Source organism: Tessaracoccus yangjingae (assembly GCF_055326235.1).
The window spans coordinates 533,876-551,886 of record NZ_JBUZNN010000001.1; the positions used below are offsets into that span (position 1 = coordinate 533,876).

18 protein-coding genes and 1 pseudogene are annotated in these 18,011 nt (G+C 69.1%); 11 read left to right on the top strand and 8 right to left on the bottom strand.

Translation table 11 applies throughout. From position 1 onward, the window contains the following. Positions 1–9: 9 nt before the first annotated feature. Positions 10–579, bottom strand: a pseudogene (idi, locus tag ACZK5D_RS02510) (isopentenyl-diphosphate Delta-isomerase); the annotation flags it as partial. Positions 580–707: 128 nt separating this feature from the next. On the opposite strand from idi, the gene ACZK5D_RS02515 reads away from it, so the two are divergent. Next, positions 708–1,598, top strand: a complete 891-nt coding sequence (locus ACZK5D_RS02515) for a MerR family transcriptional regulator (RefSeq protein WP_463664117.1) — start codon at positions 708–710, stop codon at positions 1,596–1,598. A gap of 227 nt (positions 1,599–1,825) precedes the next feature. Here ACZK5D_RS02515 and sucB read toward each other — a convergent pair whose 3' ends face one another. After that, positions 1,826–3,628: a 2-oxoglutarate dehydrogenase, E2 component, dihydrolipoamide succinyltransferase gene (gene sucB, locus ACZK5D_RS02520; RefSeq protein ID WP_463664118.1), complete on the bottom strand. Its 1,803-nt coding sequence runs from the start codon at positions 3,626–3,628 to the stop codon at positions 1,826–1,828. Positions 3,629–3,678: 50 nt separating this feature from the next. After that, entirely contained in the window at positions 3,679–5,079 is a 1,401-nt protein-coding gene (locus tag ACZK5D_RS02525; protein ID WP_463664119.1) for an FAD-dependent oxidoreductase, read from the bottom strand. Positions 5,080–5,182: 103 nt separating this feature from the next. Between ACZK5D_RS02525 and ACZK5D_RS02530 the strand changes: the two genes are divergently transcribed. Then, positions 5,183–5,509 (top strand): hypothetical protein, encoded by a 327-nt coding sequence (locus ACZK5D_RS02530; protein WP_463664120.1) that lies wholly within the window; start codon positions 5,183–5,185, stop codon positions 5,507–5,509. A gap of 821 nt (positions 5,510–6,330) precedes the next feature. Continuing rightward, positions 6,331–6,495, top strand: coding sequence for a hypothetical protein (locus tag ACZK5D_RS02535; RefSeq protein WP_463664121.1), 165 nt, complete (start codon positions 6,331–6,333; stop codon positions 6,493–6,495). 195 nt (positions 6,496–6,690) lie between these two features. On the opposite strand, the gene ACZK5D_RS02540 is transcribed toward ACZK5D_RS02535, so the two are convergent. Next, a complete protein-coding gene (locus ACZK5D_RS02540) occupies positions 6,691–8,196 on the bottom strand; it encodes a leucyl aminopeptidase (RefSeq protein WP_463664122.1) in 1,506 nt (501 codons plus the stop codon). A gap of 57 nt (positions 8,197–8,253) precedes the next feature. On the opposite strand from ACZK5D_RS02540, the gene ACZK5D_RS02545 reads away from it, so the two are divergent. Further along, the gene (locus ACZK5D_RS02545; protein WP_463664123.1) at positions 8,254–8,559 is read left to right on the top strand and encodes a hypothetical protein; all 306 of its coding nucleotides are present in this window, start codon (positions 8,254–8,256) and stop codon (positions 8,557–8,559) included. Here the strand turns inward: ACZK5D_RS02545 and ACZK5D_RS02550 are convergent. Together ACZK5D_RS02550 and ACZK5D_RS02555 are read right to left on the bottom strand one after the other, a co-directional pair. Next, positions 8,528–8,731, bottom strand: coding sequence for a hypothetical protein (locus ACZK5D_RS02550; protein WP_463664124.1), 204 nt, complete (start codon positions 8,729–8,731; stop codon positions 8,528–8,530). The two genes, ACZK5D_RS02545 and ACZK5D_RS02550, sit on opposite strands and share 32 nt — an antisense overlap. Then, complete coding sequence (locus tag ACZK5D_RS02555) at positions 8,731–9,387, bottom strand: DUF3043 domain-containing protein (protein WP_463664125.1); 657 nt, start codon at positions 9,385–9,387, stop codon at positions 8,731–8,733. The genes ACZK5D_RS02550 and ACZK5D_RS02555 overlap by 1 nt, the downstream gene beginning before the upstream one ends. Positions 9,388–9,535: 148 nt before the next feature. On the opposite strand from ACZK5D_RS02555, the gene ACZK5D_RS02560 reads away from it, so the two are divergent. The 7 genes from ACZK5D_RS02560 to ctaF all read left to right on the top strand — a co-directional run bounded on the left by ACZK5D_RS02560 (position 9,536) and on the right by ctaF (position 15,231). Beyond that, positions 9,536–10,351: a PspA/IM30 family protein gene (locus ACZK5D_RS02560; RefSeq protein WP_463664126.1), complete on the top strand. Its 816-nt coding sequence runs from the start codon at positions 9,536–9,538 to the stop codon at positions 10,349–10,351. Beyond that, the gene (gene pspAA, locus ACZK5D_RS02565; RefSeq protein ID WP_463664127.1) at positions 10,348–10,683 is read left to right on the top strand and encodes a PspA-associated protein PspAA; all 336 of its coding nucleotides are present in this window, start codon (positions 10,348–10,350) and stop codon (positions 10,681–10,683) included. Before ACZK5D_RS02560 ends, pspAA begins: the two co-directional genes overlap by 4 nt. Beyond that, positions 10,680–11,657, top strand: coding sequence for a glycerate kinase (locus ACZK5D_RS02570; protein WP_463664128.1), 978 nt, complete (start codon positions 10,680–10,682; stop codon positions 11,655–11,657). The genes pspAA and ACZK5D_RS02570 overlap by 4 nt, the downstream gene beginning before the upstream one ends. 86 nt (positions 11,658–11,743) lie before the next feature. After that, entirely contained in the window at positions 11,744–12,100 is a 357-nt protein-coding gene (locus ACZK5D_RS02575) for a HesB/IscA family protein (protein WP_463664129.1), read from the top strand. Positions 12,101–12,248: 148 nt separating this feature from the next. After that, the gene (gene ctaC / locus ACZK5D_RS02580) at positions 12,249–13,106 is read left to right on the top strand and encodes an aa3-type cytochrome oxidase subunit II (protein ID WP_463664130.1); all 858 of its coding nucleotides are present in this window, start codon (positions 12,249–12,251) and stop codon (positions 13,104–13,106) included. Continuing rightward, positions 13,103–14,836: an aa3-type cytochrome oxidase subunit I gene (gene ctaD, locus ACZK5D_RS02585; RefSeq protein WP_463664131.1), complete on the top strand. Its 1,734-nt coding sequence runs from the start codon at positions 13,103–13,105 to the stop codon at positions 14,834–14,836. Before ctaC ends, ctaD begins: the two co-directional genes overlap by 4 nt. Beyond that, the gene (ctaF, locus tag ACZK5D_RS02590; protein ID WP_463664132.1) at positions 14,833–15,231 is read left to right on the top strand and encodes a cytochrome c oxidase subunit 4; all 399 of its coding nucleotides are present in this window, start codon (positions 14,833–14,835) and stop codon (positions 15,229–15,231) included. Before ctaD ends, ctaF begins: the two co-directional genes overlap by 4 nt. 593 nt (positions 15,232–15,824) lie before the next feature. On the opposite strand, the gene ACZK5D_RS02595 is transcribed toward ctaF, so the two are convergent. Beyond that, on the bottom strand, positions 15,825–16,754 hold the full coding sequence (locus ACZK5D_RS02595; RefSeq protein WP_463664133.1) for a hypothetical protein: 930 nt from the start codon (positions 16,752–16,754) through the stop codon (positions 15,825–15,827). A 65-nt stretch (positions 16,755–16,819) separates the two neighbouring features. Further along, complete coding sequence (locus ACZK5D_RS02600; protein ID WP_463664134.1) at positions 16,820–17,425, bottom strand: hypothetical protein; 606 nt, start codon at positions 17,423–17,425, stop codon at positions 16,820–16,822. Between the last annotated feature and the right edge of the window lie 586 nt (positions 17,426–18,011).

The following is an 18,011-nucleotide window of genomic DNA, read 5'->3' on the forward strand; positions in this document are numbered from 1 at the left end:
CCACGCCGCGTCCGGGTGCGCCGTCGCGATCTGCGGGACCTGGAGCGAGGCCCACGGGCTGTAGACGTGCGGGGTGGCGGTGATGGCGGCGGTGAGGTTCTCCCAGGGCACCCATGCCCACTCGGCCACCTCGTCGGGGTTGGCCACCGGCTGCTCGTCCGTGACGAAGGCGGCGAACACTGGGCAGATCTCGTTCTCGACGATGCCCGAGGCGTCGACGGCGCGGTAGCGGAACTCGGGGAGGAGGCTGACCAGCGGGCCAACGCTCATGCCCAGTTCCTCGCGGATGCGACGGCGGGCCGCGTCCTCGAGCGACTCGCCGGGCTTGGGGTGGCCGCAGCAGGAGTTGGTCCAGACGCCCGGCCACGTCTTCTTTGCCAGCGCGCGGCGGGTGACCAGCACCTCGCCGCGGGCGTTGAAGACGTAGGTGGAGAAGGCCAGATGCAGCGGCGTGTCCGTGGTGTGGACGCGCACGCGGTTTGCGGTGCCGATGGGCATGCCATCCTCGTCCAGGAGGACCACCTCGTCGGGCGGTGCGGCGCGGCCCCGCAATCTCGGGGAGCTGTGGTCAGCGATCATGATTGTCCAATGTTTGTCTAACCTTTGAGTCGACGATAGCGTCTCGTCCGTCGTGACGCAACGCCTTGCACAAGGTTTGTCCAATGTTTGCTACCGTAGGTCCAGGCCCATCGCCGGGAGGATCTTCGATGTACACAGTCAAGCAGGTGGCCACGCTCACCGGGGTGGCTGAGGCCACCCTGAGGGTGTGGGAGCGCCGCTATGCGGTGGTCAGTCCTGCGCGCACGCCCGGCGGCTACCGGCTCTACGACGACAACCAGGTGGAGGCGCTGCGGGAGATGGCCTCGCTCGTCGAGGCCGGGGTGCCCGCGTCCCGGGCCGCAGACACCGTGCGCGGGCTGCCCGGATCCGGGGTGGTGGGGTCGCCGTCGGCGTCGGCCGGCCCAGTCGGGTTGGGCGAGAGGCCCGGTGCCGACGAACTGGTCGCCGCGGCCGCCTCGCTCGAGCCGGCCCGGCTGACGGAGGTGCTCCGCCGCGCGTTCGCCAGCGGAAGCTTCGAGGAGGTGGCCGACGGATGGCTGCTGCCCAGCCTGGTCCGCATCGGAGAGGCCTGGGAGGCCGGAGAGCTCACCGTCGCGCAGGAGCACTTCGCCAGCGCCGGCCTGATGAGGGCCATCTCCGCGACCTTCGACGCCGCGCCCGTGGCCGCCACTGGCCCGACGGTGCTCGTCGGCCTCCCCCCGGGGGACCGGCACCAGATCGCGCTGCTCACCTTCGCCACCTGCCTGCGCCGTCGCGGGGTCAACGTGGTCTACCTCGGCTCTGACATCCCCGTCGAGGAGTGGGTGCGAGCGGCCGATGGTCGTCGCGCCCGGGCGGCCGTGCTCGGTGTCACCTCGGAGCGGTTCGTCGAGCGCGCCCAGGAGGTGGTGGACTCGCTGGCGCAGGTGACGCCGCCGCTGTCGGTGTGGGTGGGAGGCTCGCAGTCCGCAGCGATCGCGGGGGTCCACCACCTCCCCGACTCCGTCGCGGAGGCCGCCTCCCTCCTGCACGTCAGCCTCGCCGCCGGCCGCCTCTGACGCTTGGCCCCGTTGAGCCTGACTCGCGTCTGGTTGGCCTGCGTTGAGCCTGACACGCGTCTCGACGGCGTGGGTTGAGCCTGAAACGGGCATCAACCGCAGGATTGCGCGTGTTGAACGATCAAAGGCATCGCGACATGGATTTCCGGCTCAACTGGATGCCCAGTACGCGACGAGGGGCGCCACCCCCGCAGGATGGCGCCCCTTCGTCGTGGCGGTCAGACGGCTCAGACGCCGAACTCTCCTCCGAAGTCGCCCTCTTCCAGGCGCTCCTTCACCGCGGAGAGGAACCGGGCCGCGACCGCGCCGTCGATGAGGCGGTGGTCGTAGCTGAGCGACAGGTACATCATGTGGCGCACCGCGATGGACTCGTTGCCGAAGCGGTCCTCCACCACGACGGGCCGCTTGACCAGCGCGCCGGTGCCGAGGATGGCCGCCTGCGGCTGGTTGATGATCGGCGTGTCGAACAGGGTGCCCGCCGAGCCGTAGTTGGTGATGGTGAACGTGCCACCGGACAGCTCGTCCGGCATCACCTTGCTGGCGCGCGTGCGGGCCGCGAGGTCCGCGATCTTCTTCGCGAGGCCGGTGAGGTTGAGGTCTCCGGCGTCCTTGAGGACGGGCACCAGCAGGCCCTTCTCGGTGTCCACCGCGATGCCGATGTGCTCCCCGTCGGCGTAGGTGACGGTGCCGGCCTCGGTGTCGATGGTGGCGTTGACGATCGGGAACTGCTTGAGCGCCTCGACGGCGGCCATCGTGATGAACGGCAGGTAGGACAGCGAGGCGCCCTCGCGCTTCTTGAAGTCGTCCTTCACCTGGGAGCGGATCCAGCTAACGGCCGTGACGTCCACCTCGACGGTGGCCGTGAGTTGGGCCGAGACCTGCAGCGACTCCACCATGCGCGCCGCGATGGTCTTGCGCAGCCGCGACAGCTTCTCCGTGGTCCCGCGCACCTGGGCGGCCGCGGGGGCAGCCTTCGGGGCGGCGGCCGCGGGGGCTGCCGGTGCGGCGGCCGGGGCAGGTGCGGCCTTCGCGGCCTCGGCGGCCTCGATCACGTCCTGCTTGCGGATGCGACCGCCGACGCCGGTGCCCTTGACGCTGGCCAGATCGACGCCGTGCTCCTTCGCCAGCTTCCGCACCAGCGGGGTGACGTAGGTGCCGTCCGCGGACGCCTCGGCCGCGCGTCGTGCGACGGCGGCCTCGACGGCGGCGCTGTGCTCCGGCTTGGGAGCGGGAGCGGGCTCCTCCTTCGGCGCTGCCGGGGCGGGAGCGGCCGGGGCAGGCTTGGGCTCGGGCTTCGGGGCGGGGGCGGGCTCCGGCTTGGGGGCGGGCTCGGCCTTCGGAGCGGGCTCGGCCTTCGGGGCGGGCTCGGGCTCGGGGGCGGCCTCCGCGGCTGAGGCCTCGCCGATGATGGCCAGGACGGCGCCCACCTCGGCCACCTCGTCCTCCTTGAATCGGATCTCGAGGAGCGTTCCGGCGGCGGGGCTGGGGATCTCGGTGTCAACCTTGTCCGTGGAGACCTCCAGGAGCGGCTCGTCGGCCTCGACCGTGTCGCCGATCTCCTTCAGCCACCGCGACACTGTCCCCTCGGTGACCGACTCACCCAGGGCGGGGAGCGTCACCTCGACGCCTGCCGACGACGCGGCCGCGGACGGCGCGCTGGGCGCGGGGGCGGCGGGAGCCTCCTCGGGCTCGGCCTCGACGGGTTCCTCCTCCGCGTTCTCCTCGGCGGGGACCGGCTCGGGCTCAGGCTCAGGCTCCTCGGCAGGGGCCTCGGCGGCTGCGCCGCCCTCGCCCGCCTCGCCGATCACGGCCAGCACGGCGCCGACCTCGGCGACGTCGTCCTCCTGGAAGCGGATCTCGAGCAGGACACCCGCGGCGGGGCTGGGGATCTCGGTGTCAACCTTGTCGGTGGAGACCTCGAGCAGTGGTTCGTCGGCTTCGACGGTGTCTCCGACTGCCTTCAACCAGCGGGAAATGGTGCCTTCCGTGACGGATTCGCCCAGCGCCGGGAGAGTTACTTCGGTTGACATGTGAGATGGCTCCTTTGCAGACCGCGATTTGGCCCCAGCCTATATGCGATTCAGCCGTGCATGTGCAGTGCTCGCCCGGCCAGTGCCCAGTTCGCTTCGGCGATCGCCTCGCTCAGGGTCGGGTGCGGGTGGACGATCCCGGCGAGGTCCTCGGGCGTGGCGTGCCACCCCACCAGCAGGCCGCCTTCGGCGATCAGCTCGGCCGCTTCGTCGCCCACCGCGTGCACGCCGACGATGGCGCCGCCCGGGCGCCGGACCAGCCGCACCACCCCGGTCTCGCGCTCACCGGGCGCCCGCAGGATCTGGGCGCGGCCATTGCCGGTGAGGTGGTAGTCGATCACCTCGGCGTCGGCGCCCGCCTGGTCCGCGGTGAGGCCCACCGAGGCCACCTGGGGGGTCGAGTAGGTGATGCGCGGGATGTCGGTGTCGCGGGGGAGGGTGGGCCGCTCAGGGTGCCTGCCCTGCAGGTGGGCGATCCGCTCCGCCACGAAGATCCCGTGCGAGTAGCCGCGGTGGGCCAACTGGGGCCCCTCCACGACGTCGCCGGCGGCGAAGACCCCCTTGACCCGGGTCTGGAGGGAGTCGTCGACCACCACATGTCCGCCGGCGGTCAGTTCGACGCCCGACTCCGCCAGTCCCAGGCCGTCGGTGCTCGGCCGTCGGCCGACCGCCACGAGCAGCAGGTCGGTGGTCAGGGTCTCGCCGCCGATCCGCACCGCGACCCCGTCGGAGGTGGTCTCCGCGGACTCGACGGCGGCGCCGAGCCGCACGTCCACCCCGCGGCCCTTCAGCGCGCGGGCCAGGATGCGCGAGTGCCCGGGTTCCTCGGACGGCAGGAGCCGGTCCGTGGCCTCCACCAGCGTCACCGCGACACCCAGGTCTGCCCACATCGACGCGAACTCCACCCCGATCACCCCTCCGCCGAGCACGACGGCGCGCTCCGGCAGGGCGTCGAGCCTCAGGGCGTGGTCGCTGGTGATGATCCGCGTCCCGTCGACGGGGAGGTCCAGCGTCACCGGCGCCGCCCCCGTCGACACCAGGACGGCGCGGGCCCTGTGCACCACGGCGCCCGTCTCGATGCCCGGACCCCGCTCGTCGACGGTGAGCGTGCCCCGTTCGCGGATCACCGTGATCCCGCGCTGGGCGATCAACCCCTCGAGCCCTCGGTGCAGGCCGCCGACTACGCCGCCGGCGTAGCGCCTGATCCCGATCGGATCCGTGTCGCCGAGGGTGGCCCCGATCCCGAACGACGGGGCCTTCGCCACTGTCCGCCGCACCTTCGCCGCCTGCAGCCACGCCTTGGTCGGGATGCAGCCGCGGTGCAGGCAGGTGCCGCCCAGCGGGGTGTCGTCGATCAGGACGACCCGCAGACCCAGTTGCGCGGCGCGCAGCGCGCAGGCGTAGCCGGCCGAGCCGGCGCCGAGGATCGCGACGTCACAGGGGTCAGTCATGCGGCCAAGTCTCCCACGGGCCACTGACCGTGAGGCCGCCCGCCGTTGCCCCGGCGGCGGCGTTCAGGCCCGGGCGTTTCGCCCGGCTCGGCATAATTGGCCCGTGGGTTGGTTTCGACGGAGGCAGCGCGAGGCACAGGTGGCGCGGGAGCAGCGCCAGGTGCCCGACGCGCTGCGCGAGCACCTGACCCACTTCGTCGCCACGCGGCGCGGCGTGGAGGCGTGGGTGGAGCAACCCACGTCGTTCAACAAGCCCTCGCTGCTCCTGGTTGCCGCCGACGGCGAGTCCACGCGCCGAGGGGTGCCGAGCGCCGCCTACGGCTACGACTTCGCCGCCCGCTGCAACATCCCCTGCTACGACGCCGGCGTCGTCCCCTATCCCAAGCGCATGCGCGAGTACGGCCTCCGCGCCAAGCGCGCCCGCCAGTAGCCCAGTCGCCCCACCACTGCCGGGGCGGGGCGCAGCGGGCCCCATCGTTGGCTGAGGTGCCGCGTATCGGCGTCGCCCCTCCGCTGGCTGAGGTGCCGCGCAGCGGCCTCGAAGCCTAAGAAACGAGAGTTGACTAGGGGCTTGGCCCGGTCCTGGATGCAGTTTCTGTGGCTGGGTGGGGCGGTGGCTGGGTGTGGCGGCGTGTGGTGGTGGCCGGGCCGCCCATGATGCCGGTCGGCGGCGCTTCGCGCTGCGCGTACCGTCATCAACGCCCACCCAGCCTGCCCCGTCCCCCACCACCCCCGCCCTCGATCGCTGGCTGAGGTGCCGCGAAGCGGCCTCGAAGCCTATGAAACGTGAGGTGACTAGGGATTTGGATCCCCTGCCGTCGTTTTCTTGGGTGTCGGGAGCTGTGGTCGGGTGCGGGGGCACCGAGGTGCGATTCGTGCGGGGTTTCGTGCCATGGGTCTCGGCCAGCGGCGGTGGTGCCTGTCGCTCCTGCGGGGAGCCGTCGACGGGGGTGTGGGGTGTGCACGAATCGCCGTCGGGATCGGTGGTCGGGTGCGTGTAGGGCGCCGAGGTGGGATTCGTGCGGCGTGTCGTGCCACCGGTATGGGGCCGCGGTGTCGACGGCGACGGCGACGGTGACGGCGGGACGTGAGGTGTGCGCGAGGGTGGGGGACGGCAGGGCGGCTGGGCGCAGGGATGCCCAGCACGAGGGGCACCCGGAAGAACCCGCCTGAAGCAGGCTCGAGCCAGGGCCGCCCTGACGGCACCCGCCCGGAAACGACCACGCCACAGGCAGACGAGTGCAGGGAGACGTGAGACGAGGCCCGGGCGGCCTCAACTACCCGGCCACAGCCAAGCACGCGGCCGACAAGCAGACGGCGGACAAGGGCCGCACGGGCCTCGTGTCAGGGCTCCCGGCACCTAACAGCGGCACCCGGGTCCCTGGACAGGGGCACGACGGTTTCGACACGCGCTGAGCCGCAGGCGGCTCGGCGCGGCTCAACCAGCGGGATGGGGCCCGGCTCAACCCAAGTCGACACGCGCGGAGCCGCAGGCGGCTCGGCGCAGCTCAACCAGCGGGAATGGGCAGCTGAACCAGGGTTCCCGGCACCTGCCCAATGCCCGTATCCAGGGCGGTCGACGCCGCAGCCGGAACTCAGCAGGCTGGCGGGTCAGCGCTCCAGCAGGCCGGCCAGCGACACCAGCGTCCGCACCCCGGCGCCCGTCCCGCCCTTCGGCACGTAGCCGTAGGCCGCGTCCGGGTTCTCGGCGGGGCCGGCGATGTCCAGGTGGGCCCAGGCCACGCCGTCGGGCACGAAGCGCTCGAGGAACGCCGCCGCCACGAGCGCGCCGCCCCAGCGGTGCCCTGCCCCGGACTTCATGTCCGCGACCGTGGACTTCAGCTGCTCGCGCGTGTGCTCCGTGATGGGCAGCTCCCAGAAGTCCTCGGCGGCCGCCTCCGCGGCGTCGAGGAGGAGGTCCGAGGTGGCCTCACCGTTGGTGAGCAGGCCTCCGGTGCGCATCCCCAGCGCCACCATGCAGGCGCCGGTGAGTGTGGCCACGTCGACGATGAGGTCGGGCTTGTCCATCCCGGCGCGGGCTATGGCGTCGGCCATGACGAGGCGGCCCTCGGCGTCGGTGTTGAAGTTCTCCACCGTCTGCCCGTCGAACATGGTGAGCACGTCGCTCGAACGGTACGAGCTGCCCGATGGCATGTTCTCCGCCAGGGCCGCGTAGGCGGTCACCTTCACCTTCATCCCCAGCGCGGCGATGGCCCGCACGGCGGACACGACGGCGGCCGCGCCGGACATGTCGAACTTCATGCCCGCCATCTGGCCCGCAGGCTTGATGTCGAGGCCGCCGGAGTCGAACGTGATGCCCTTACCCACGAGCGCCAGGTGCGCCTCGGCGCCGCGCGGGTTGTAGGAGAGCCTCACCAGCCGCGGCCCGCGCGCCGAGCCGCCGCCGACGGCGAGGATGCCGCCGTAGCCTCCGCGCTCCAGCGCCTTCTCGTCGAGGATCTCCACCGCGATGCGCTCGTCGCGCACGTAGGTGCGGGCCGCCTCGGCGAAAGTCTCGGGGTAGAGCAGGTTGGGGGGTGAGTTGCCCCAGTCGCGCGCCTGGCACACGGCCTCGGCGGTGGCCTTCGCCCGCGACACCGCGTCCTTCTGATCCGAGCCCAACAGCGACGACACCAGGGCGATCGACGCCACCGCCGCGGGCTTGTCGGCGGCGGTGATGGGTTCGAAGCGGTAGGCGCCGAGCAGCGCGCCCTCGCCGGCGGCCTGCAGGAGTTCGCCGTCGGTCAGCTCCAGCGACACCGCGACCGCCAGGCCTGCCACGTCCGGCAGCTCCGCGATCCTCCGCAGCGCGGCCCCCACCGCGACCCTCACGCCGTCGGGCGTGACATCCGCGTCGCCGAGCCCCACCACCGCGATCCGGGCGCCGTCGACGGCGGGCAGGAGCGTGACCTCCTCGCGCTTGGTCGACGCGCCGAGCGCCGCGGCGAGTTCGGCCACGCCGCGCCCGTAGGTCTTGGCGCATGACTTGTCGAGGTCGCCGACGAGTCCGACGAGGGCCTTGTCGGCCTCGTTGATGGTCACCAGGCCGAGGAGGACGACGTCGGTCCCCTTTGGCAGCGACTTGGTCAGGGTCAGGTTCGGGTTGATCCGGGTCACCCGGTCAGCCTAGTAGCGAAGTTGGGGCCTCCGGCACGCCCGGGTACCTTTGCCCGCATGATCAAGCGGGTGGGCCTGTGGGCGTTCATCGTGGCCGGGGTCGCCGTCGCCGCGTGGGGAGTGGTGTCGTGGGCCGCCCCGTCGACGTCCTGCCGGGGGATCGAGATGGGCCCGGGCGACACCTGCGAGTACTCCAGCCTGACCAACGAGCGCGGCGGCAAGGTGCAGCGCTACGAGGACCGGATCGCGGTGGCGCGCGAGCAGGCGCCGTTCGCCGTCGCGGCGGGGCTGGGGATGGTGGCCTTCGGGGCCGTGCTGGCGCGGCGCCCGGTCACGGAGCCAGAGACATCGGACCGTAGATGAGCCGGTCCTCCTCGTAGAGGCTCACCTCCGCGACGCCCTGCTCCAGAAGCTCCCCGTAGAACAGCCCCAGCCACTCCTCGGCGGCCGACTGGTCCTCGAACCGGTGCAGCAGGCCCACGGCGTTGAGGTCCCCGACGGAGAACGACCCCGTCTCCGGTTTCCAGTGGTACATCAGATGGCGTCGCCGCGGCTGATCCGCGCGGCGGGCTGGCGGAACCGTCGGATCATGAGGGACCGGTTGAACATGTAGATCAGCAGGCCCCGGGTGGAGGCGTCTGGGTAGCGCTCGGCCAGCAGCTTCTTGAAGCCGCGCCACATGATGCCCACGTTGATGAGCGTGAAGCCCAGCAGCACCCACAGGCTCATCGAAATCCAGCTGGAGACCACCACATTGTTCATGGTGACCATCACGCCCGCCATCACGAGGATCATCGCCGGCAGCATGAACTCGGCCACCGTCCACCGGGTGTCGACGTAGTCGCGGAGCAGCTGGCGCTCGGGGGACTTCTCGACCCGCTCCCAGGCCTCGTTGCGCGCGCGCGACTTGGACTGCGCGTCCGCCTTGCGCTGCTCCTTCGGCGTCAGGGTTGGGTGCAGGCGCTCCATCCGGGCGGCCTCGGCGGCGCGACGGGTGGGGGTGGCGCCCTCCTTCTTCCGGACCACCTGCTTCGGCGCGGCCGCGGCAGCGGTGTCGACGGCGGGCTCGGCCGCGACGGCCGGCTTCCCCGACGCCTTCGCCGCCGCCTTCTCGCCCTTGGGCGTGAGCGTCGAGATGTGATCGGTTGAGCTCGACTTGTCGTTGCGCTCGTAGGGCCGGAACAGTGCCACGGTGGTGTCCTTGTGCGGGGGGCGGGTACGGCCGCCCATTCTACCCGAGCCGGGTCAGGGTCAGCTCAGGGGAGCGATCGACTCCGGGCGCACCGGCGCCGCGCTAACGTGGATGCGCACACAGCTCGTTGTCGTGGAAGGACACCCCGTGGCCAGCATTTTTGAACGCATCGCCCTGGTCTTCAAGTCGAAGGCCAACAAGACGCTCGACAAGTACGAAGACCCCCGCGAGACCCTCGACTACTCGTACCAGAAGCAGCTGGAGCTGCTGCAGAACGTGCGGCGCGGCGTTGCGGACGTGGCCACCAGCCGCAAGCGCGTGGAGCTGCAGGCCACCAAGATGAACCAGGAGGTGCAGCGGCTCCAGTCGGCCGCGCAGCGCGCCCTGGAGTCGAACCGTGAGGACCTGGCCCGCGAGGCGCTCACCCGCAAGGCGGGCCTGCAGACCCAGCTCGACGAGCTGCAGGCCCAGCACGCCCAGCTCCAGGGCGAGGAGGAGAAGCTGGTGCGCGCCAGCTCCCGCCTGCAGGCCAAGGTGGACGCCTTCCGCACCCGCAAGGAGACCATCAAGGCCACGTACTCCGCGGCCGAGGCGCAGACCCGCATCAACGAGGCGTTCACCGGCATCTCCGAGGAGATGAGCGACGTCGGCCTCGCCATCCAGCGCGCCGAGGACAAGACCCTGCAGCTGCAGGCGCGCGCGTCCGCCGTCGACGAGCTCCTCGCCTCCGGGGCGCTCGAGGATCCCACCGGCATGGTCAAGGACGACATCACGCGCGAGCTCGACGCCCTGGCCTCGGACTCGACGGTGGAGAACGAGCTGGCGGCCATGAAGGCGCAGCTGACCGGCGCCCCCGCGCCGCGCGCCGAGATCTCCGCGCCGTCGAACGGCACCACGGAGGCGCCGGCCGCCCCGGCAGACGTCCAGCAGCCGGCCGCGCCGTCGCAGGAGTCGCAGGCATGATCGTGCGGATCATGGGCCAGGGCCAGTGGGTCCTCGAGCCGGAACACCTGATGGAGCTCAACGAGCTGGACCGAACCTTGGAGGAGAGGGTCGCGGCCGGTGACGAGGTGGGCATGCGCGCCGCGCTGCACCAACTGGTGGAGGGCGTGCGCACCCGCGGCATCGAGGTGCCGGAGGACGTGCTGGCCGAGTCAGACCTCGTGCTGCCCGACGACGACGTCACCCTCGACGAGATGCGCGGGCTGCTGGACGAGATCAGCGAGTACTACGGTCTGATCCCGGACGCCCACGACGAGTTGAACGAGGCCGACGCGGAGTCCAGCGAGCTTTGAGAGTCGTCGTTGCCTCCGACGCCCTGGCCGGGCTGAGCGCGGCCGCCGCGTCGGAGACCATCGCCCACGCCTTCGCTGGGCGCGGCGCGCAGGTGGTGGTGGTCCCGTTGGGGGTCACCGGCCCGGCGCTGCGTGAGGCCGCGCGGGGTCTCGGACTCGCTGTGGACCCGCTTGTCGGAGACGCCACCACGGCGCCCGGCGCTACCGGAGGCGTGGAGCGGCACGAGGTCCGGCACGGCGCGCCGGGGGCGAGGCTGGTCGTGCCCGCCGACGCGACGGAGCTCGGCCGGGTCCTCGCCGAGGCCGAGGCGGACCTGGTGGTGGACCTCACCTCCTGCCACATCGCCGACCTGGCCAGGGAGGCGCTCGACGCCTTCGACCCCTCGCCCGTCCACGCGCTCGAGGTGGCCAGGGAGGCGTGGGCAGGGCGCCGGCTCGTCGCGCTGGTCCCCGAGGGTCAGCCCGAGCGGCCGCTCACCGGCCTGACCGGCATGGCGGCGACGGAGGGCCGGGAACGCGGCGCGGACCTCGCGGCCGTCCTCGCCGCGGACTCCGTCGCCGGGCGCTGGGCGGAGCACCTGGGCCTCGCCCCCGAGCCGGGGGCGGGGGCCGCCGGGGGAGCCGGGCTGCTGATCCAGGGGATGGGTGGCGTGGTCACGGACCCGCTGACCTTCCTCGAGGACAGCTACGGCCTTCCCGCCACGTTGGCGCAGGCCGACGTGGTGGTCACCGGGGCGGAGTCGCTGGACTTCCACGCCGTCGGCGGGCCCGTCGTGAAGCGCGTGGTGTCGCTGGCGGGGGAGGCCCTGCGGCCGGTGATCGCCGTCGTGGGCCGCAACTTCGTCTCCGCCAGGGAGCTGCGGCTCGCGGGCCTGGAGGCCGCCTACCCGCTGACCCCCGGGGCCGACGGCGAGGCCACCCCTGAGCAGCTCGCGGACGTTGCGGCCAGAGTGGCCACCACCTGGTCCTGGTGACAAGGACCTACGCCCTCGGCGATACGGGGATGGGGTTTCTTGAGGTTGCGGCGTAGAATCGTGGAACATCCATCCCAGACAACGACTTGGAGCCAAGCGTGACCGATACCCAGACCCAGACCGGCGTCGTCCTCACCGACGTGGCCGTGCAGAAGGTCCGCGCCCTGTTGGACGCTGAGGGCCGCACAGACCTCTCCCTGCGCATCGCGGTGCAGCCCGGCGGCTGTTCGGGCCTGCGCTACCAGCTGTACTTCGACGATCGCACGCTCGACGGCGACGTGGAGACGGACTACGACGGCGTCATGGTCGTCACCGACAAGATGAGCGCCCCGTACCTGGGCGGCGCCAGCATCGACTTCGTCGACACCATCGAGAAGCAGGGCTTCACCATCGACAATCCCAATGCCCAGGGTTCCTGCGCCTGCGGCGACTCGTTCCACTGAGAATGGGCTGAAACTTCCTACTCTAAGCCACCCCCGCGGAGAGCTCTCCGCGGGGGTGGCTTTTTGCGTTAAGGTGGGCCCCAGCAGTGGTGTCCTGTGAAATCCAGCGCGGAGAATCGCAGGCCAGTGGTCAACGGAAGGGCAACTTGTGAGTGGCAATCCTGCGCCATCGCGTCGGCGGTTGGTACGTGGCTCCCTCCTGGTCGGGGTCCCGCTCTCGCTGATGGGATTGACGGCGTGCTCGGGACAGGGCGCGCGGTTCGGGCTTCCCGAGGCGGCAACCGAGCAGGCACCCATCATGGGCAACGTGTGGGTGGGCGCCTGGATCGCCTCGCTCGTCATCGGCGTGCTCGTGTGGGGTCTCATCGGCTGGGCCGTGATCCGCTACCGCCGCAAGGACGGAGACGCCCCCGCGCCCCGGCAGACCACCTACCACCTGCCCCTCGAGCTGCTCTACACGCTGGTGCCGTTCCTCATCATCGGCGTGCTGTTCTTCTACACGGTGAAGGCCTCCGACGCCGTGCTCCAGAAGTCCGATGATCCTGATGTCACCATCAACGTCATCGGCCAGAAGTGGTCCTGGACCTTCAACTACATGGAGGAGGACAACCCGGACATCGGCACGAACGCCCACGAGATCGGCACGCTCGAAGTCATTCCAGACCTGTACCTCCCCGTCGATCAGACCGTGCGGTTCAACCTGCAGTCGGCTGATGTGATCCACTCGTTCTGGGTGCCGTCGTTCTACTTCAAGATGGACGTCATCCCCGGACACCCCAACTCCTTCGAGGTGACGCCCAACAGGCTTGGCACCTACGACGGCAAGTGCGCCGAGCTCTGCGGCCAGTACCACGCGCTGATGCTGTTCAAGGTGCACGTGGTCTCGCAGGAAGAGTACGCCGCGCACGTCAAGGAACTCGCCGCCAACGGCAACGCGGGCGAGCGGGAGCTGCAGGAGGCCATCCAGGCCGTTCTGCCCACGGAAGCACCGGAGGAGCACCAGTGAGCAGCGCAACCATCACCGAGCGCACCGCACTCCAGCAGGAGACCAAGGCCGAGCCCCACCGCCTCGGCGAGACCGTCATGAAGTACCTGACGACGACGGACCACAAGGTCATCGGCAACATGTACTTCGTCACCGCCTTCTTCTTCTTCGGCTTCGGCGGCCTCCTGGCCCTGGCCATCCGCGCTGAGCTCGCCGCCCCGGGCATGCAGTTCGTCAACTACGAGACGTTCAACCAGTTCTTCACCATGCACGGCACCATCATGTTGCTGATGTTCGCCACGCCGATGTTCGCGGGCTTCGCCAACGCCATCCTGCCGCTGCAGCTGGGCGCCCCGGACGTCGCGTTCCCGCGCATGAACGGCTTCTCGTTCTGGCTGTACGTGTTCGGCTCCTCGATGGCCTGCGCCGGCTTCCTCAGCCCCGACGGCGCCGCCAGCTTCGGCTGGTTCGCCTACGCCCCGCTGTCGAACGCCATCCACTCTCCCGGCATCGGCCACGACCTGTGGCTCATGGGCCTCTACCTGCTGGGCCTGTCCACCATCCTGGGCTCGGTGAACTTCGTCACCACGATCATCACGATGCGCGCCCCCGGCCTCACGATGTTCCGGATGCCCATCTTCTCGTGGAACATCCTGGTCACCTCGCTCATGGTCCTCATCTGCTTCCCCGTGCTGGCCGCCGGCCTGCTCGTCCTCGAGGCGGACCGCGTGCTGGGCTCGAAGGTGTTCGACCCTGCGTCGGGCGGCCCCGTCCTGTGGCAGCACCTGTTCTGGTTCTTTGGCCACCCCGAGGTCTACGTCATCGCGCTGCCGTTCTTCGGCATCATCACCGAGGTGCTCAGCGCCTTCAGCCGCAAGCCGGTGTTCGGCTACTACGGCCTGGTGTTCGCGACGCTGTCCATCGGCGCGCTGTCCATCTCGGTGTGGGCGCACCACATGTTCGTCACCGGCGCGGTGAACCTGCCGTTCTTCTCGTTCATGACGTTCATGATCGCGGTGCCCACCGGCGTGAAGTTCTTCAACTGGATCGGCACGATCTGGCGTGGCTCGTTGACGCTCAACACGTCGATGACGTTCGCCATCGGCTTCCTCACCACGTTCCTGTTCGGCGGCCTGACGGGCATCATCCTGGCGGCGCCGGCCCTGGACTTCCAGGTCTCGGATACCTACTTCGTCGTGGCGCACTTCCACTACGTGCTGTTCGGCACCGTGGTGTTCGCGATGTTCGCCGGCTTCTACTACTGGTGGCCGAAGTTCACCGGCAAGATGCTGAACGAGACGTGGGGCCAGGTGCACTTCTGGACCCTGTTCGTCGGCTTCCACACCACCTTCCTCGTGCAGCACTGGCTGGGCGTCGAGGGCATGCAGCGGCGCATCGCCGACTACGGCGCCTGGGAGGGCTTCACCTTCCTCAACCAGGTCTCCACGTTCGGGGCGTTCCTGCTGGGCGTGTCGATGCTGCCGTTCCTGTGGAACGTCTGGATCACGCGGAAGGCGCCGCTCGTCGGCGTCAACGACCCGTGGGGCTGGGGCCGCTCGCTCGAGTGGGCCACGTCCTGCCCGCCGCCGCGGCACAACTTCGACTCCCTGCCGCGCATCCGCTCCATGAGCCCTGCCCTGGACCTGTCGCGTCCCGAGCTGGTCGAGAGCGCCAATCTGCACGCTGAGGACCCAGGCGAGTTGCTGGACAGGGTCAACCCCATCGTCGAGCCGGAGGGCACCAAGCAGTGAGAGCCGAAAAGTACGTCTTCTGGTTCATCTTCGTCTTCTTCCTGATCGTCACGCCCATCTACTGGTTCATGGCGCGGGAGATCGCCGGCACGTTCGTGCTGGGCTTCACCGGACTGCTGGGGCTGATGATCGCCGGCTACCTCACCCTGACGGCGCGCAGCTTCGACCCGCGCCCGGAGGATCGCCAGGACGCAGAGGTGATCGAGGGGGCCGGCACCATCGGCTTCTTCGCGCCGAAGAGCATCTGGCCCTTCTGGGCCGCGGTGACGGTGATGATCATCTTCCTCGGCCCGGCTTTGTCGCAGCCCTGGATCAGCCTCGTGGGCTTCGGCATCGGCATCTGGTCGGCCAGCGGGTGGATCCTTGAGTTCTACCGAGGCGACTACAAGCACTGACTCAGTGCTGTGAGGGGACCCGCCCTTTGGGGCGGGTCCATTCGTTGCCGTGCGCGAGTGGCCCGCGAATGACGCGCTGCCGGGCTCTGCGTCGACCTGGGCGCCCGCACCAACTGATCCCGTGCCGTCGGGGCCGACGAGCATGACACGCGACTCAATGACCGCCGACGAGCATGACACGGAACTCGGCTCCCCATTGTGCCAAATTTTAACGTTCAAATTGGTGACGAGTCCTGGTTTGCTCATCGACGGCCCCGGGTTCTCCTGGATCCTCGAGTCCATGACTCATCAGCAGGATCATCGCGATGCGTGTGTCACTGCGTCGGGATAAGCGGCTGTCTCGACGGCTCCGGCGGGGTGTTCGCTCAGGACCGGGACGACATCGACCTGCGGACCCAACTGCGCTTGCCATATCGGAGCCAGTGTGCGCGTCGTCTCACGGCCGGGGGCGGAAGAGGATACTCACAGCAAGAGGACGGGGCGTTCTGCGGACAGAGCCCGTAACGTCACCTATGTGCCATCGAGTCTGCGGAGACTCGCGTCAGGTCTGGGGATGCGGACATAGTCACCAAGGACCTGGCCGATCGCCGGATTCATTCCCACACCAGCGTTGGGAACATGGCCTCTGTGCGCCGAATGAGGTCGACATACTTCGAAGACGCTGACTGCGGCGACACAGTGATCTCCTTGTTAAAGGGCGACTCCACCCACGAGATTTTGCAGAAGTGGGTCCCATCCTCGGTGACTTGGCCGGCGTTGTGGAAATATGGTTTGGAGTCCCACGCTGCTACGTCATGGTTCGCCCAGTGAAAATCCAGCGCGGGGCTGGCGATGGGTGTGAAGCCCGCCCGCACCGTGATGAACTGCTGCATGTACATTTCAGCACACCACGCCTGGATGGGGTACTGGTGCCCCTCCGGGTGGTAGCGTTCCGCTGTCTCGACCATGTGCTTGAAGGCCCGGACGGAGGCCTTCTCCACATCTGACCAGAAGTCGGCGCCCGCGTCCTTGATGAAATACTGGGCACCAATGGAGTTGTGATCGTGTGCGAGCACGTCCCCGGGATCTGCCCCTGCGATGTCGCAAAGATCGAGAAAGAGCTGCTCGCCCTTCTCGCGGATGTACTGGGCCCCGGTGTAACTACGCGTGTCGGAGCCGTACCAGCATCCGTCGTGAGCCTCGTACGGACTGAAATCCATGGGCCCGGTGAACATCACGTCGGGATCGAGGTAGTTGAAGACCATGCCCTCCGCTTCGGGGAACTGGCCATAGAACTGACCGAGTAGCCACGGCTTCATCGACGCGCTATAGCTCCTGTCCTCCCGACTATCCGGGTAGGCGTGGATGTAGCACTTCAAATCCTCGGACTCAAAGAAGTCGCGGAGGTGAATGGACGGCGGATCGTTGTAGGCCACCAAGTAATGGACGTCCTCCTCGTGACCGATCTCACGAAAATGTGTGATCTGGACGAGCATCTGCCAAAGGTAGTACTTGTTATCCGGGACGGGAATGAGAAACTTCATGGCTCCTCAAGGCCTGAGAAGAGCGAGGCCCGCGAGGATCTTCCTCGCGGGCCTCGCTCCTCGGATTAAGGCTGGACCGTGGTGGTGGGGGCGACCGTGGTAGTGGGGGCGACCGTGGTAGTGGGGGCGACCGTGGTAGTGGGGGCGACCGTGGTAGTGGGGGCGAGGCATGTGTTCACCTGGGGCGCCGCGCAATCGGTGGGGGGCGCCTTGACGCTGAAGAGCAAGTCGTTTCCACTGTAGGCCTCAATGAACGCGGCGCTGCTTCCCGAGCCGTCTGCGTTTGCGGACGAGAAGTCGCCCAGAACGATCTTCGCGCACTTACCTGGTTCAATCTTCTCGTTGATCGTGATCGGGAGCGTCGTCCCCCCGCAATCACGGAAGACCTTGTTGCTGTTGTTCTGCAGCCTGTCGATTGTGAACTTGACGGTCTGTTCTGTTGTGCAGTCGTTGCAGATTTGGAGCACCAAATAGTAGGACCACAGGTTGGGATCGCCAGGCCACTTGCAGGCTTCGTTGGCGAACGAGTACTTGAGGCACTGCGGCAACGTGGTCGTCGGTGACACGGCGTAGGCCGGCGCAGCCCCCGCAACGGCGAGTACGGGGACGCTCCAAGCGGCGCCCTTGGCAATAGTGCGGCGTGTGATGCCAGACTGAGTGGGTTCGGTCATGGTGGTCCCCTTTGGTAAAGCCTGTTCTGGAGGCCAATGTACCAGCGCTATCTCGGTTTCGCGCAACCGCCCAGTGATTGGGATGTTCGCGCACCGGTGGATGGGGTCCGACGTCCCCTCGACCCCAAGGGCCCCGCGCCCAGGAATTCAACGACGTCCGAGCCCACGGTCCGCAGCGCCGGCGCTTGAGGGAGTTCTCCGGGCGACCCTCCCGACTTCGAGGTGCGTATCCGCGCGCCGGCAAGTGGCGGATGGCCGCGATGCAGATCGTCTTTGCCGCCATCCCGGCCTGATCTACGTCGCAGAGAAGTTTCCGCAAGCTCGCACTCGCCATCACGATCGGCACGCTCGTTGCGATCACCGCATCTGCAGAGCCAGATCTTCCGCCCGACCACGGGGCCTCTCAACGTGGGGGCCCAGTGGATCAGCTCGAGGGTCCTACTCAGGGCGACGAACGAATTCCACCTACTGCGCCACGTCCTCATCCGCCTGAGCGACCCCAGCGACCGACATACCGGCTGATGACCGAGGGCCAGGAAGACGCAGGCTCGCAGGGGAGGTCAGGGAACGTGTGCATAACGTCAGG